The sequence below is a fragment of the Acidisoma cellulosilyticum genome, from assembly GCF_020621385.1.
Classification (GTDB): domain Bacteria; phylum Pseudomonadota; class Alphaproteobacteria; order Acetobacterales; family Acetobacteraceae; genus Acidisoma; species Acidisoma cellulosilyticum.
On record NZ_JAESVA010000001.1, the window covers coordinates 35,927 to 50,850 of the forward strand.

Consider the following 14,924-nt stretch of genomic DNA (forward strand, 5'->3'; position numbering starts at 1 on the left):
CTGGGGCGGACCCTAGCGGTCCCGGCGTCGGCCCGCCAGATGGCGAAGCGCAGGCCGCTCTATCGTTTGCGCGGTGATCCAGGCAAGGGCGAGATTGCTCAGAAACAGCGGCACCAGCCACAGATAGGGCCAATGCGCCGGATCGCTACCCGCCGCCGACCAAAGATGGGCGGCAATCACCTCGACCGGGGCATAGGCCATATAGAAGGGATAGGAGAGCGCCCCGAAGCGCATCAGAATGGGCAGACGCGCGAAGAGTCGCTGCGGGCCCGTGGCCATCGCCCAAAGCAGAAGCCAGAGTGCCGAGGCGACCAGCGCATCGCCCATGGCCGTATGCTGCCGCAGCCAGATGCCGAGCGTGAGCAGAACCAGGCCTGCGATCCCGATGATTTGCCAGGGCCAGGGCCGCCAGCCCAGATGAACAAGACGCGCGAGCAGTATTCCGGCCGCGAATTCGGGCAAAAATCGTGGCAAGGCGCCCTGATAGCTGAGATTGAGCCCTGATGGAGACGAGCCCGACAGAACCAGCAGCAAAAGCGCCATGGCGATCAGCCCCTGGACGGTCGATCTGAGCCCGAGACGGGCAATGCCCAGTGCGATGGCCGGAAACAGCAGATAGCCGATCCATTCCGTACTGATCGACCAGGACGGATAATTCCAGGTCCAGCCGTCGCTGAATCCCAGCCCGTTGAGCAGAAGCAGTTGGAGCAGGAACTCCCGACCGCTTGCCCTCAGCGCCTGATGCGGATGCACCCCGGCCAGCTTCGCCAGCAGAAAGAGCAAAGCCAATAGCAGCAGCATGGCGAGCGCGGTCGGATAAAGCCGAACGAAACGTCGCCACCAGAAACCGCCATAGGCCGCGACGGTCTGCACGGGGGCCGGATGGCGATGCGCGAGGACAAGGCCGGACAGGACGAAGAATCCGTCGACACCCAGATAGCCGCGCCCGATGAAACTTGCAGTCCCGGCAAAGGCCAGATGAAGATTGGCGTGATAGGCAAAAACCCAGAGTGCCAACAGGCCGCGCGCGGCCGTCAGGTCCGGCAGATCGGCCCGCGGATCGTCCCATTGGGCCAAGCTGCACCTGTTTGCGCTACAGAGCCTTCCGCTATTTCAGAAATTCCTGAAAAGTCGAGTTGGGCTCAGGATTTTTTTGAAAATATCGCGTGACAGCGCGCGCTTGCATAGCTAAAGAAAAGGCCCGCGCGCTAAAGCGCTGCGGGCCAAGTTTAGGGAGGAAACGCCAGTCACACGGCAGAACGAGGGATCAACCTCATCCGTGACTGGATAATGAAATCACAGCGCCGCTACGTCCAATAAAAATGGTCGCTCTAAACGACAAAAATCGCGCTCTCAGACACCAACTGCCTGCAAATTAGCCAAAATCTGAAGAATGTCCGGTTTCTAGGCATCAAGCCTGCCCCTAACTGCCTAATCTCTCATCTGCGAATCAAATCGGGCGGGCGCTTTCGCACCCGCCCGATTTTTTATGTCCAGTTTTCAGGCTGGATTGCTGACGTGAAAATAGTTGATCCTATGCTCAAATGGTTAGATCCCCGTGACAAGCACGGGGACGACGAAAAAAGCAGCTTAGGTTTGCTTAAATCGTCATCCGCGCAGGTGTTGCGCGGACCTATCCACTCCCGCAGGCGCAATCAGCCTAAAAAGCTCAGCCTCAGCGCTTCCACCAGCCACGGCGCTTTTCGGCTGCCGGCGTATCCGCCCCGATCACCACCGGCTTGATCACCGGAGCAGCGGACTCGGACTCTGCGGCAACAAGCTCATCGACCAGGACGGCAGGCGCCGCCGGCTCGGCGACTGTTTCCACAACGGCCGCCGCCTTGGCGCGGGTGGTGCGACGACGGACCGGCTTGGCCGGCACGGCCTCGGCAGCCGCTTCCGCCACGGCTTCAACCGGTGCGGGTTCTTCGGCCGGCGCAGGCTCGACGACCGGCGTTTCGACCGCTGCCTCCGTCACCTTCGGCTTGCGCGCACGCGATGCACGCGGTTTCTTCGCCGGCACAACTTCAGTCAGTACCGCCTCAGCCTCAACCGGGCTGGCGTCCGCCACCGCAGGCTCGGCTTCCGCCGTCTCGACCGGCGCGCTCAACAGGCTCTCGACCAACTCAACGGTTGAGACATCCGCATCCGCGACCTGCCTATCGACGACCGCGACCTCGACAGTCTCGACAGCCGCAACCGGCTTGGCGGCGGCGGGCTTCGCCGGCTCCAGATCGGGTTCAATGGTCGCAAACAATGCGTCGATCTGGTCGAAGAAGGGCTCAGCCGGCGTCGGGCCACGCCATGCGGCGGCGGGCACCGGTGTTTCCGCGGGCGCTTCCGGACGACGATCGCGGCCACGACCGCCACGACGACCACGGCGACTGCGGCGCGCTTCCCCGTCCTCACCCGCCACCGGCGGCGTCATATCAGGGCTGGGCTCGGCCGGCGGCACGATTTCCGGACCGGGCTCGCCCGGAACTCCAGGCAGTTCCGGCTCATGGCCTGGCTCGTAAGGTCCGGGAGCCGGCACGGGCATGGGGAACGGCGGCACGGCAGGTTCCTGCGGCGCCGGTCCGGGTTCCGGAGCAACGGACAAGCCGTCATCCTCGCCCTCGAACTCATCACCCTCGTCGCCTTCGGCATCGCCCTGGCCATTCTCGGCCTGCAGACCATTCTCGCCATTGTCACGGCGACCGCGACGACGACGACGACGGCGGCGGCGACGCTCACCGCTTTCGTCACCACGGGCCTCGTCGGTCACGGCAACCGGAGCGCCCGCGGCAGGCGCCGTCTCAGCAACGGTCGCCACTTCGGCCAGGGGCGCGTCGGCGACCAGCGCCGCGTTGCGCACAATGCCACGATCCTCGTCCTCGACGCTCTCATCCCGCGCGGCATAATCCATCGCGATGGGCGAGGAGCCGTTGGCCAAAGGCGCATCGGACGCGACAAACGCGCGCACCTTCTCGATCCGCACCTGCGGCGGCACCAGCTTGTCATCCGCCGACAGCACGATCTGCAGACCATGTGTCCGCTCGATCGTCATCAGACGATCGCGCTTCTGATTGAGGATGTACATCGCAACCGCACCGGCGACATAAACATTGATCTCGGCGGAGCGATGACGCGCTGCCTCATCCTCAATGGCACGCAGCACGTGAATGGCCGCACTCTCGACGCTGCGGACAGTCCCGGTGCCCATGCAATGCGGGCAGGTAATGAAGGCGGTTTCGGCCAGCGATGGGCGCAGGCGCTGACGGCTCATCTCCAGCAGACCGAAATGACTGATGGACCCGACCTGAATACGCGCGCGGTCGTTCTTCAGCGCATTCTTCATGCGCCCTTCGACCATCGCGTTATGCTTGCGGCTCTCCATGTCAATGAAGTCGATGACGATGAGGCCAGCCAGATCGCGCAGGCGCAGCTGGCGGGCGGCTTCGTCGGCCGCTTCCAGATTGGTGCGGAGCGCCGTCTCCTCGATATTACGCTCCCGCGTGGAGCGGCCCGAATTGACGTCGATCGCGACCAGCGCTTCGGTCTGATTGATGACCAGATAACCGCCGGATTTCAGCTGAACCGTCGGGCTCAGCATGGCGTCCAGCTGCATTTCCACCTGGTTCTTGTGGAACAGCGACGTGTCATGGCCGCGCCACAGCTGCACCTTGGCGGCGTGCTGCGGCGTCAGCATGCGCATGAAGTCGCGCGCGGCCTTCCAGCCGGCTTCGCCGTCGACCAGCACTTCCTCGATATCGCGGGTATAGCCGTCGCGGATGGCGCGCTTGATGAGGCTCGCTTCCTCATAAACCAAAGCCGGGGCGACCGACTTCATGGTCAGTTCGCGGATATCGTCCCAGAGGCGCAGCAGATATTCGCAGTCGCGGCGGATTTCGGGTTTCGGCCGGTTGGCACCGGCTGTGCGGACGATCAGCCCCATGCCGGCCGGCATGTCCACTTCCTTGATGACTTCCCGCAGGCGCTTGCGATCCGCGACCGAGGTGATCTTGCGGGACACGCCACCGCCACGGGGGGAGTTCGGCATCAGCACGCAATAGCGGCCTGCCAGCGACAGATAGGTGGTCAGCGCCGCGCCCTTGGTGCCGCGCTCTTCCTTCACAACCTGGATTAGCAGGATCTGGCGACGATGGATGACTTCCTGGATCTTATAGTTGCGCACGAAGCGCGGCGGAGACCGACGCTCGCCGTTTTCCTCGGTCTGGTCATTGCCGCCGCCACCCAGCGTCTCGGGCCGCTCCGGCTCCGCTTCGGCTTCGCTATCGTCAGCGCTGTCTTCGGTCGAAACTTCGATTGAAACTTCGGCGGGGGCGATGATCTCGCCTTCCAGCGGCGCGTCCTCGTCGGACGGCGGCAGGTCACCGATCAGGATTTCCCGCACCATGCCGGCCGCCTGGGCGCGGGGAGCGGATTCGACCTCAGCGTCACCTTCGGCGGCGGCCGCGGCTTCGAAAGCCGGCTCCATCGCATCGAATTCGGAGGTGATGGGGGACCGCTTGCCGGCGACCGCCGCTTCCTCGGCTGCCTCTTCGGCGTCTTCCGCCTCAGCTTCGGCGCGGGCCGCCGCGACTTCCGCCTCTAGCAGCTTCTGTCGGTCGGCGACGGGAATCTGGTAATAGTCGGGATGGATTTCGCTGAAGGCCAGGAAGCCATGGCGGTTGCCGCCATATTCGACAAAGGCTGCCTGCAGGCTCGGCTCAACCCGAATGACCTTGGCGAGGTAGATATTGCCTTTGACCTGCTTCTTGGTGGAGGTCTCGACGTCGAAATCTTCTAGACGCGTTCCGTCAAGGACAACGACACGGGTTTCCTCCGGATGTGTCGCGTCGATAAGCATGCGCTTTGTCATGGAAAACTGGACTCCGGCGCATTCCGCTTGGGAATGCGGCCGCCTGAAGGCGGCGGATTTGAAGTGGGGGAGGTGACGGGTCCGCAATCGACATGATGGATGACCGGGCTCTCGCCAGCGAAGCATTCGCCGTGGTGAGGAAAGCGGTCATGAAAGTCGAACAGATCCCAATCAAACTTAGGGGCTACAGCGGCCCAAGGCCCCGCAGCCGGTAAAACAAACGGTCAGGCATCCGCCCTCTATCCCTTCCGTCCCCGTCGATGATCCGGGCGGCATCTGGCCGCATCGGCTTTTCGGGGAATGGCCGACCAAGCGACCAGACGGGTGGATTGCGGTGGAGCTTCGAAAAGGGAGCACACATAGATGAGCCCAGCCTGCTTCGAATCTCGGCACCAAACATGACCCAAAGCCCTTGCACATGCAAGGGCAAGCCCGGTCCTATACCCTGACAAGGCTCACGATTTAGTCATTTCGCTAAATTCCGTTGCCTTTCAACGAGAAGCACTGTTATTCGGAGATCCGACATGAAGATGAGACCCGCCGGTCCAAGGTTCCTTTCGTGACCGATTTGCCCGACGACCCCAATCCCCGAATGCTCGAACGGCGGCTGCTGCTCAGTCTCGGCACTGGTGCGACTGTCCTCATTCCCAGCTGGCTGCAACCAGCCATCGCCTGGGCCGCCACCAAACACAAACTGCATCAGGCGTCGAAGCCGCTTCTCAAGAACGCCCCGCTGATCATGCTCGACGCCGGCCATGGCGGTAAGGATCCGGGCGCCATCGGCGTCGCCGGCACCTATGAGAAGCACGTCGCACTGGCTTCCGCCCATGCGCTGAAACTGCGCCTGGAAGCGTCCGGCCGCTATCGCGTCGCGATGACCCGCGCGACCGACCATTTCATCCCGCTGGAAGACCGTGTCGCCATCGCGCAGGACCAGAAAGCCGATCTCTTCGTCTCCATGCATGCGGATTCGGTGCCTGACCATTCGGTGCGGGGCGCCAGCGTTTATACCCTGTCGAGCGACGCCTCGGATCGGCAGACGGCCGGCCTCGCCCAGCGCGAAAACAGCTCCGACCGTTTTGCCGGCCCCCATTTCAAGGGCGTCTCGCCCGCCGTCGCGCGCATCCTGGCCAGTCTCGTCGGGCGTGAGACGCGGGTCGGCTCGGCCCAGTTGCAGCAGGATATGGTGCAGAATCTGTCGGATGAGATCGACATCCTGCCCAACCCTGCCCGCCATGCCGCCTTCGTCGTGCTGAAATCCGCCGAAATCCCGAGCGTGCTGGTCGAGATGGGATTCATGTCGAATTTCAAGGACGAATCGGCCCTGCGTCAGCAAAGTCACCGCGACCGCATCACACTTGCCATGACCAATGCAGTCGATGCCTGGTATGTCGCGCGCCAGTCGGCCCGTATGGCCGGCTAGCGGATAGGGCTCTAGCGAAATCGCCCCAAGAGCCCTATTTCCGCCAGTATGCGCGGCCAAAAGGCGCGTGACAGGTTAACTAAGGAACAGCTGCCTATGCCCGGGCCCTTGAAAGCCGGCGACCGCATGGTGCGCCCAACCGGCACACGTGGCGGCGGCGGAAGCGGCAATGGCGGCGGCCAGCCGCCGCGCGGACCGCAGGACGATCCGCCGCGTGCCAATCGCGGTCAGAAGCGCGACAGGAAGGACAAGCGCCGCGCCGCGCGTCGTGGCGGTGCCGGCTTCCTGGCCGCACGCGCCGTGACCAGCCTGTTCGGCCTCGCCGCCATCGTCGTCGTCGCGGGCGGTGTCGGCGGTTATGTCCTGTTTCGTCACTATACGGCCGATCTCCCCAGCCTGGACGGGCTGCGCAGCTACCAGCCGCCGGTAATGAGCCGCGTCTATTCCAGCAATATGCAGCTGATTTCCGAACTGGCGACCGAGCGGCGCATCTACACACCTTTCGAAGATATCCCACCGCTGGTCGCCCAGGCCTTCATCTCGGCCGAAGATCAGAATTTCTGGCATGAGCCCGGCATCGATCCGCTCGCCATCATCCGCGCCGGCGTCACCGACATCACCCTGATCGGGTCCGGGCGCCGGCCGATCGGCGCGTCCACCATCACCCAGCAGGTCGCGAAGAACATCCTGCTGCAGAACAACATCAACTTCGCGCGCAAGATCCAGGAAGCCGTGCTCGCCGTCCGCATCGACCATGCGATGAGCAAGCAGCGCGTGCTGGAAATCTATCTCAACGAAATCTTTCTCGGGGAGCAGGCCTATGGCGTGGCCGCGGCCGCGGCCGCCTATTTCGACAAGCCGCTGGATAAGCTGACCATCGCGCAGGATGCGATGCTGGCCTCGCTGCCCAAGGCGCCGACCAATTATGACCCTTATCGCAATCCGCAAGCCGCCCTCGCCCGTCGCAACTGGGTGATCGACCGCATGGCGGATGACGGCGCCATCACCCGCGATCAGGCGACGACCGCCAAGGCCGAGCCCCTGCTGACCCGGGCGAGCCCACGTCCTGCGACTGTTCCCGGTGCCGGCTATTTCGCGGACGCCGTACGCCAGCAGCTGGTGCAATTGTTCGGCGCGACGCGCGCGACCGACGGCGGGCTGGTGGTCTATACCAGCCTTGACCCGTCACTGCAGGCGACCGCCGATACCTCGCTGCGCCGCGGCCTGGTCGATTACGACCGCAGCCATGACGGCTGGCGCGGCCCTGTCACCCATGTCGACCTGACAGGCGGCGATTGGCAGACGGCGCTGCGCAAAATCCAGGCCCCGGCCGGCATCCTGCCCGATTGGCGGCTGGCCGTGGTGCAGAGCACGACAGCGACAACGGCTGAGGTCGGCTGGCTGCCGCCCGGCACCAAGCGCGACCCCATCGGCCCCGCGCAAAGCGGCACCTTGTCGCTGTCCACGCTGCGCTGGGCGCGCAAGGCGGGTAATTTCGGCGCCAATCTTGGCCCCAGCCCGCGCCGCATGACGGATGTGGTTCAGACCGGCGACGTGGTGATGATCGAGCCCGACAGCACCGGCAAAGGTGATGCCGTCACGCTGCGCCAGGTCCCGCAGGTACAGGGCGCGCTGGTGACCATGGATCCGGTGACGGGCCGCGTGCTGGCCATGTCCGGCGGCTGGAGCTACGGGCTCAGCCAGTTCAACCGCGTGACGCAGGCCCAGCGCCAGCCGGGCTCGGGCTTCAAGCCCATCGTCTATCTGACGGCGATGGAGCAGAATATCCCGCCTGACGCGACGGTGCTGGACGCGCCCTTCGTCGTCAATATGTCGGACGGCACGCAGTATCGCCCGGGCAATTACGAGGCAGACTTCCTCGGACCCATTCCGCTGCATCAGGCGCTGGAAGAATCGATCAACCTCGCGACCCTGCATCTGGCCGCCCGTATCGGTCTGCCGGCGGTGGCACAGACGGCGCAGGATTTCGGCGTCGTCGACAAGATGCCGCTGATCTATCCGGCCGTCCTCGGCGCGATCGAGACGACCATGCTGCGTCTGGCCGGCGCCTATGCCGGGTTCAGCCAGCTCGGCCGGCAGGTGACGCCGTCCTTCATCGACCGGGTGGAGGATGCGCAAGGCCAAGTCATCTACCGCGCGCCCGAGGTGAATTGCGGCAATTGCGCCAGTCCTGACCCCAGCCAGCCGCCGACCTTGGCCTATACGGCCAAGCAGCTCGCGGACCCGCAGAGCACCTCCCAGCTTGTCACGATGATGCAGGGCGTGATGACGCGCGGCACCGGCCGCGTCGCCGATCTTGGCCTGCAGGGCTGGACGCCGGCCGGCAAGACCGGCACCACGGAAGATTTCCAGGACGCCTGGTTTACCGGATTCACGCCGACACGCCTGACCTCCGTCTGGGTCGGTTTCGACAATCCACAATCGCTGGGCGACAACGAGCAGGGCGCGACCGTCGCCGGACCAATCTGGAATCGCATGATGGCGGCCGCACTGGCCGACCAGCCCAAGATACCCTTCCCGGTCCCACCGGGGATCGAGATGCGCAATACCGGCGGCGTCATGGAGGCCTTCAAAACCAACGAAGCCAGCGGTGGCGACGCCGATGTGCCTGGCACGACGGCCGCACCCGGCGATACCGGTGCAGAGGCCGGCGGCAGCGTCGGCGGCGACGGCAATGCCTCGACCGCGGGGACGCCCGGCGTTGGGGGCAGCACTGCCGGCAACAAGATCGACAATTCCGTAGGCGGGCTGTATTAGCCGCCGCCATGTCCGCCGAAACCGAAGCTTTAGCCGAACAAATCAGGCAATCCGTCACGCTGCTCCGCAGGCATCTTGACTGGGACGTTGCGACGATCCGCCTTGAGGAGTTGAATCAGCGCGCCGAAGACCCGACGCTATGGGCTGACGCCGCCGCCGCGCAGGTTCTGATGCGCGAGCGCACCAGGCTCGCCACCGGCATCGATGCCGTGCGCCGTCTGGAGACCGAGGTCGAGGATACGCTCGGCCTGGTCGAAATGGCGGAAGCCGAGAGCGACGCCGAGATGATCGGCGACGGTGTCGCGACGCTGAAGCGGTTGGCCGAGGAAGCCAAGCTGCGGGAGATCGAAAGCCTGCTATCCGGCGAGGCCGACGGCAACAACGCCTTTATCGAGATCAATGCCGGCGCCGGTGGTACCGAAGCCCAGGACTGGGCCGAGATGATGCAGCGCATGTACACGCGCTGGGCGGAAAAGCACGGCTACAAGATCGAGATCATGGAGACGTCGGAAGGCGAGCAGGCCGGGATCAAATCCGCGACCCTCATGGTCAGCGGTCCCAGCGCCTACGGCTGGCTGAAGACGGAGGCCGGCGTGCATCGTCTGGTCCGGATCAGCCCTTTCGATTCGGCCGCGCGTCGCCAGACCAGCTTCGCCAGCGTCTATGTCTATCCCGAAGTCGACGATACCATCGTGATCGACATCAATCCGGCGGACCTCAAGGTCGATACCTTCCGGGCCTCGGGCGCGGGCGGCCAGCACGTCAATAAGACGGAAAGCGCCATCCGCATCACCCATGTCCCGTCCGGCATCATCGTCGCCTGCCAGACGGACCGCAGCCAGCATCGCAACCGCGCGACCGCTATGGGCATGCTGAAGGCCCGGCTTTATGAGATGGAGCTGAAGAAGCAGGAAGACGCGGCCAACGAAGCGGCTGCGTCCAAAACCGATATCGGCTGGGGCCATCAGATCCGTTCCTACGTTCTGGCACCGTATCAGCTGGTCAAGGACCTGCGGACGAATATAGAAACAGGTAATCCGGCCGCCGTGCTGGATGGTGAGCTGGATGCATTCATGGCAGCAGCCTTGGCAGCCCGCGTCGGTGCGACCCGCAGCGAAGCGAGCGCCGCAGCCCGCTGACCGGCATGAAGATAGCCCTCACCCGCTAGCGTCCGTCAGGTTTAGGTGGAAACGACCCCTTGCCCCGTCATGACCGGGCTTGACCCGGTCATCCAGTCCTTGGGCGCCCCAACGAATGGATGCCCGGCTCTGGGGCCGGGCATGACGATATTAGGGACAAGCTTCAGTTAAAATCAGACAAACTCTAGCGTCCCGATAGCGTGTGAAGGGTTGTCCAAGATGCCTTTGCGATCCCCGTGGATTTCGCTCGTCGCCCTCGTCCTGATGGTATTGGCGGTTGGCGCCGGCGCGGCGACCCGCCGGCGCTGGCCCGAATATCACGCCAATCGCGAAACGATCGAGCTTCTGCAGACGACGGTGATGCTGCTGGCAACCTTCGCCGCCATCGTCCTCGGTCTGCTCATCAACTCCGCCAAATCCGATTTCGACGGCCTCGACAACGATATCCGCAGTTTCGCGTCCTCCCTCGTGCAGCTCGATTACGGACTGGAAGAGCTAGGACCGACAGGCGTGCCGATCCGTCAGGATCTGGCGCGCTATACGGCGGCGGCGATCACGGCCGACTGGCGCAGCCAAGCGCCCCCCAGCGGGAACTACTTTCCCCATCTGCAGGCGAGCCACACGCCCGGCGTGGGCGTCAATACACCGGTTCTCGGTCAGTTGCTGGAACATGTGAGCGTGGAACTGGATAGCCTCGCCCCGACCTCTCCGGTCCTCACCCGGCATCAGATATCGGCCCAGCGGCTGATGAGCAACACGATCGCGCAGCGTTGGAAGATTGTCAGCGCATCCATGGGCACGCTCTCCACGCCCTTCTTCGCGATGCTGCTTTTCTGGATGCTGGTGATCTATCTCTGCTTCGGCGTCAGCGCGCCGCTGAACCATATCAACGCAATGGCTCTGTTCCTGAGCGCGCTGGCACTGACCTCGGCGCTGTTCGTGATCATCGATCTCAACACACCCTTTTCAGGCGCTTTTACCGTCGATAGCGCGCCGATGCGCAGCGCGCTGGATGAGATGCTGCACCAGCCGGACGGCACGCCGCCCGCCATGACGCCGTAATTTCGGCGCGCGAGGCTAATGGCGCGTGCTGGCCGAAGGCAATGGGGCCTCTGCTCAAACGGGTAGTTCCCCGGGACAGGGCGGGGATGACGAATAAAGACAAAGCCGATTTCAAAACCGTCGTCCGCGCACTTGTTGCGCGGATCTACCCGGTGCCGCAGGCGGACCTTATCTTGGCGCCCCCAGCCAGTGAGGTCACATGCCCTCGTGCTTGCCTTCGCCGTGCGGCAGCAGGTGCTTATCGACCTCAAGCCTCAGCTCGTCGATCGCCGTGATGGAAACGGGATCGATCGCCTCGATCGCCGTCAGAATGGTCTGACAGGCGTCGCGCAGGGCATGCAGGAAGCCATGTCCGGTTTCATCGACATGGCTCGGTTGATCGGAACCGGTGAGCGTCTTGTCCAGGTGATCGGCGGCTTCGTCATGCCCTTGCGCGCGCAGCTGGTCCGCCAGCAGGCGGGCGCGGGTGGCTGGGGTTTGCTGGTCGTCGCTCATCGCCTCATCGTCCGGTTAGTGAAGCCCATGGTGTGTTCCCTTGCCCGTCCTTGGTCAAGCCGGGGCAAGGGGCAGCAGGTTAATGCCCGCCGCCGCCGCGACCGCCGCCTTTGGTCGGCGAGAACAGGAAGGCGAGCGGAATGACGCAGAAGGCCGCGACGCCGCAATAAACAAACAGGTCACGATAGGCGAGCATCGACGCCTGCTTGATGAACATCTCATTGATCTGCGCCGGCAGCATCTGGGAAATCTGCCCCGAGACATAGCCGAGACTGGTCAAGGCGCCGCGCAACTGCTGTTGCAGCTCATTATACGGCGCCCAAAGCGGCGTCATATAATGCTGAAGATAGGCCATATGCGTCTGCGTACGCTCGGTCACACCAGCGGTCGCGAGCGAGATGCCGATCGAGCCCGCGATATTGCGCAGCATGACGAAAAGCGAGCTTGCGTCATTGTTCAGGGAGCGCGGCAAGGTCGTATAGGCGATCGTGCTGACAGGCACGAAGAGGAAAGCCAGACCGAGCACCTGGAAGATGCGCGCGACGACGAGACTCCCGAAATTGATCGTCGGCACCACGATCAGGCTGGAATAGAAATAGGACAGGCCGATCAACAGAAAGCCGAAAGCGATGATCAGTCGCGTCTGCACATTGGGCATCAGGAACTTGCCGACGAGCGGGATGAGCACGACGATGGCGATAGCCCCCGGCGACAGGATCAAGCCAGCTAAGGTCGCGGTGTAACCCAATTGCTGCTGCGCCAGCTGCGGCACCAGAACGGCACCGGAATACAGAACCGCGCCGACGCCGGTGATCATCACCGTGCCGACCGCGAAATTGCGGTCCTTGAAGACGCTGAGCCGCACGATGGGCTTGTCCGTCGTCGTCAGCCAGACGATCGCGCCGATGATGCCGACAACCGCGAAAGCCGCCATCATCACGATGAAGCCGGAGCTGAACCAGTCCTCATCCTCACCGCGATCCATCATGACCTGCAGACAGCCGATGCCGAGCGCGATGAGGGTCAGGCCGATCCAGTCCGTATCGCCGAACCGCGCCTTGTCCCGCTTCACCCATGGCGGATCCTCGACCAGCGTCATGACCGCAAAGAAGGCGATCAGGCCGACGGGGATGTTGATCCAGAAAATCCAGCGCCAGGAATAGCTGTCGGTCAGGAAGCCGCCCAAGGTCGGCCCGATGGCGGGCGCAAAGATCACCGCGATGGCGACGACGCCGAAGGCCGCGCCACGCTTCTTGGGCTCGAACGTATCCAGAATGATCGCCTGCTGGTTCGGCTGCAGGCCGCCGCCGAAGAAGCCCTGCATCAACCGGAACACCACCATCTGGCCGAGGGAGGTCGCGGTGCCGCAGAGGAAGGAGCAGACGACGAAACCAGCGATACAGATCAGGAAATAGCGCTTCCGGCCGATGACGCGGCCGATGAAGCCCGAGATCGGCAGCACGATGCCGTTCGCCACCAGATAGGATGTCAGCGTCCAGGTCGCGTCGTCATAGCTGGCCGAGACCGAACCCGCGATATGGGGCAAGGACACGTTGACGATCGTCGTGTCCAGAATCTCCATGAAGGCCGCGATCGTCACGACGACCGCGATCAGCCAAGGATTGGCCTTCGGACGCCAGACGGCGTCCTCGGCGTGATGAGCGGCTCCGCTCATTGATTCGGCGGCACTTCGTTTTCAACGCCCGGCGCGTTGCCGTCCGTCACGGTCCTGGTGACATCGACCGTGGGCTCGACCGACAGGCCGAGCGGCAGCGGGATTTTCGGGTTGAGCCCGTGGTCGATAATGATCTTCACCGGCACGCGCTGCACGATCTTGACGAAATTGCCGGTCGCGTTTTCGGCCGGGAAGGCACTGAAGCGGCTGCCGGACCCCATCTGCACGCTATCGACATGGCCGGTGAGATGCAGGCTGGGATAGGCATCGACCGCGATATCAACCGCCTGGCCCGGTAGCATGCGGGCGAGCTGCGTTTCCTTGAAATTGGCGGTGATCCAGACCTCGGGCACCACCAGGCTCATGATCGACTGGCCCGCCGACAGATAATAGCCGGCTTCCACATTGCGCTGCGTCACCCAGCCGTCCTGCGGCGCGCGAACCGTCGTGTAGGACAGATTGAGCTTCGCCTGGTCCAGCTGCGCCTGTGCATTGCGCACCAGCCCTTCCAGCTGCTTCACCTGGGCGGCGGCCGTATCGATATTCTCCTGCACAAGCTGTGCGGCTTGCAGCTGACCCTGGGCCTGTTTCACCTGGCCCTCACCCTGGCCGAGACTGGCATTGGCCTGATCGACCTGCTGCTGCGTCGTCGCGGCGGCCGAAACCGCATGCTGCCGGTGATAGTCTTTCTGCGCATTCAGCAGGCCCGCCTGAGCGACTTCCAGATTGCCCTGGGCTTGCAGCAGGTCTGCCGGATAGGTGACCTTCGCCTTGGCCAGGGCGATGCGCGATGCCTCCAGCTGGCCCTCATCCTGCGCCAACTGGCCTTCGGCCTTGTCGACCGACGCCTGATAGTCGCGCGGGTCGAGCTGGATGATCGGTTGGCCTTTCTTCAGCAACTGGTTGTCGTTCACGAAAAGCTTGACCACCTGACCGGAAACGCGCGGCGCGATGGTGATCGCGCGGCCATCCGTGAAGGCGTCATCCGTGTCGATCAGATTGCGGTTCGACCACCAATAGAAGACGGCGGCGATGGCGACGAGGATGATCACCAGGATGAAAATCAGCCTTGGCAGGATCTTCCGGCGCTTGGGCGGCGGGGCAGCCGGCTTGGCCGCGTCCTGCGGCTTTTGCTCGGGCTTCGCCTCCGTCTGCTGGCCGCCGCCGGAGACGATCTGCGTGCCACCCGAATTGACGGTGGTGCTGCCGGCATAGCCGCTCGCGGGGATGACCTGGCTGCCACCGCTATTGACGACGGTATGACCGGGGGTATGGCCGGCGGCTGCGCCGGAATTATCTGAACTGCCACTCACGTTAACTCTGCACTCCCTGCTGGCAGAGGACAGAGCCTCCGAATGGGGTCCCCAATGGGGTCAAGGATCGCGGGCAAGACAATGTTCGGGTTGGTAAAAGACCAGAGTCGACCGAGCCTGGGTTCATCTTGAACCAAGGAATTCCCTCGTTACGCCAGACGTTTAGAAACCTACCCGG

9 protein-coding genes are annotated in these 14,924 nt (G+C 63.7%); 4 read left to right on the forward strand and 5 right to left on the reverse strand.

Annotated features, from left to right (window positions below):
• Positions 1-12 precede the first annotated feature (12 nt).
• Both ACELLULO517_RS00195 and ACELLULO517_RS00200 read right to left on the reverse strand, forming a co-directional pair.
• The gene (locus ACELLULO517_RS00195; RefSeq protein ID WP_227304436.1) at positions 13-1,077 is read right to left on the reverse strand and encodes an acyltransferase family protein; all 1,065 of its coding nucleotides are present in this window, start codon (positions 1,075-1,077) and stop codon (positions 13-15) included.
• Between the two features lie 598 nt (positions 1,078-1,675).
• Complete coding sequence (locus ACELLULO517_RS00200) at positions 1,676-4,861, reverse strand: Rne/Rng family ribonuclease (RefSeq protein ID WP_227304438.1); 3,186 nt, start codon at positions 4,859-4,861, stop codon at positions 1,676-1,678.
• A gap of 559 nt (positions 4,862-5,420) precedes the next feature.
• Here ACELLULO517_RS00200 and ACELLULO517_RS00205 point away from each other — a divergent pair.
• From ACELLULO517_RS00205 to ACELLULO517_RS00220, 4 genes are all read left to right on the forward strand, one after another.
• Positions 5,421-6,284, forward strand: coding sequence for an N-acetylmuramoyl-L-alanine amidase family protein (locus ACELLULO517_RS00205; protein ID WP_227304442.1), 864 nt, complete (start codon positions 5,421-5,423; stop codon positions 6,282-6,284).
• A 96-nt stretch (positions 6,285-6,380) separates the two neighbouring features.
• On the forward strand, positions 6,381-9,062 hold the full coding sequence (locus tag ACELLULO517_RS00210) for a penicillin-binding protein 1A (protein ID WP_227304445.1): 2,682 nt from the start codon (positions 6,381-6,383) through the stop codon (positions 9,060-9,062).
• Between the two features lie 8 nt (positions 9,063-9,070).
• Positions 9,071-10,201, forward strand: a complete 1,131-nt coding sequence (gene prfB / locus ACELLULO517_RS00215) for a peptide chain release factor 2 (protein WP_227304448.1) — start codon at positions 9,071-9,073, stop codon at positions 10,199-10,201.
• A 219-nt stretch (positions 10,202-10,420) separates the two neighbouring features.
• Positions 10,421-11,263 carry a bestrophin-like domain gene (locus ACELLULO517_RS00220; RefSeq protein ID WP_227304451.1) on the forward strand — a complete coding sequence of 281 codons (843 nt, stop codon included), beginning with the start codon at positions 10,421-10,423 and terminating at the stop codon, positions 11,261-11,263.
• Between the two features lie 195 nt (positions 11,264-11,458).
• On the opposite strand, the gene ACELLULO517_RS00225 is transcribed toward ACELLULO517_RS00220, so the two are convergent.
• The 3 genes from ACELLULO517_RS00225 to ACELLULO517_RS00235 all read right to left on the reverse strand — a co-directional run bounded on the left by ACELLULO517_RS00225 (position 11,459) and on the right by ACELLULO517_RS00235 (position 14,746).
• Positions 11,459-11,758, reverse strand: a complete 300-nt coding sequence (locus ACELLULO517_RS00225; RefSeq protein WP_227304453.1) for a hypothetical protein — start codon at positions 11,756-11,758, stop codon at positions 11,459-11,461.
• A gap of 79 nt (positions 11,759-11,837) precedes the next feature.
• The gene (locus tag ACELLULO517_RS00230; protein ID WP_227304456.1) at positions 11,838-13,433 is read right to left on the reverse strand and encodes a DHA2 family efflux MFS transporter permease subunit; all 1,596 of its coding nucleotides are present in this window, start codon (positions 13,431-13,433) and stop codon (positions 11,838-11,840) included.
• The gene (locus tag ACELLULO517_RS00235; protein WP_227304459.1) at positions 13,430-14,746 is read right to left on the reverse strand and encodes an efflux RND transporter periplasmic adaptor subunit; all 1,317 of its coding nucleotides are present in this window, start codon (positions 14,744-14,746) and stop codon (positions 13,430-13,432) included. The genes ACELLULO517_RS00230 and ACELLULO517_RS00235 overlap by 4 nt, the downstream gene beginning before the upstream one ends.
• Between the last annotated feature and the right edge of the window lie 178 nt (positions 14,747-14,924).

Coding starts and splice junctions, on each gene's coding strand:
- ACELLULO517_RS00210 (WP_227304445.1), top strand. CDS start 6,381: ATGCCCGGGCCCTTGAAAGCCGGCGACCGCATGGTGCGCCCAACCGGC.
- ACELLULO517_RS00220 (WP_227304451.1), top strand. CDS start 10,421: ATGCCTTTGCGATCCCCGTGGATTTCGCTCGTCGCCCTCGTCCTGATG.
- ACELLULO517_RS00225 (WP_227304453.1), bottom strand. CDS start 11,758: ATGAGCGACGACCAGCAAACCCCAGCCACCCGCGCCCGCCTGCTGGCG.
- ACELLULO517_RS00200 (WP_227304438.1), bottom strand. CDS start 4,861: ATGACAAAGCGCATGCTTATCGACGCGACACATCCGGAGGAAACCCGT.
- ACELLULO517_RS00230 (WP_227304456.1), bottom strand. CDS start 13,433: ATGAGCGGAGCCGCTCATCACGCCGAGGACGCCGTCTGGCGTCCGAAG.
- prfB (WP_227304448.1), top strand. CDS start 9,071: ATGTCCGCCGAAACCGAAGCTTTAGCCGAACAAATCAGGCAATCCGTC.